The organism is Bacillus sp. DNRA2, assembly GCF_012843265.1.
Lineage (GTDB): Bacteria > Bacillota > Bacilli > Bacillales > Cytobacillaceae > Bacillus_BU.
The window spans coordinates 1-449 of record NZ_JABAIT010000086.1 but is presented as its reverse complement, the minus strand read 5'-3'; the positions used below and the strand labels follow the sequence as shown (position 1 = coordinate 449).

Annotated in this window: 1 rRNA gene; it reads right to left on the bottom strand. The window is 44.3% G+C overall.

The window, feature by feature from the left end:
• Positions 1–387: 387 nt before the first annotated feature.
• Positions 388–449: ribosomal RNA gene (locus HHO41_RS22095) — 16S ribosomal RNA — on the bottom strand; the annotation flags it as partial.

The following is a 449-nucleotide window of genomic DNA, read 5'->3' as shown; positions in this document are numbered from 1 at the left end:
ACCGTCCTTCATCGGCTCCTAGTGCCAAGGCATCCACCGTGCGCCCTTTCTAACTTAACCTATTCGACAAATGATCAGCTTCGAATCTCTTCGTCAGCTGCGCTCATTCAGATCCTCACGTACAGACTGAGTACGCTCCGGTCTTCACTCGCTTGCTTCCTCGACCTTCTCGCTGCTAATTTGCCTCGGTTACTCCTACTATATAAATAAGAGAGAAAAAACTAATGTGGTGATTCTCGGTTTATTACATTTCTTCTTACGATTATCTAGTTTTCAAAGAACGAATATAACTTGAAGGATTGCTCCCTCAAAACTAAACAAACAAAGCAATCAACAGTACAGACCAGATGGTCTGCATTCCGAATGTCATTACGACATTATCCTTAGAAAGGAGGTGATCCAGCCGCACCTTCCGATACGGCTACCTTGTTACGACTTCACCCCAATCA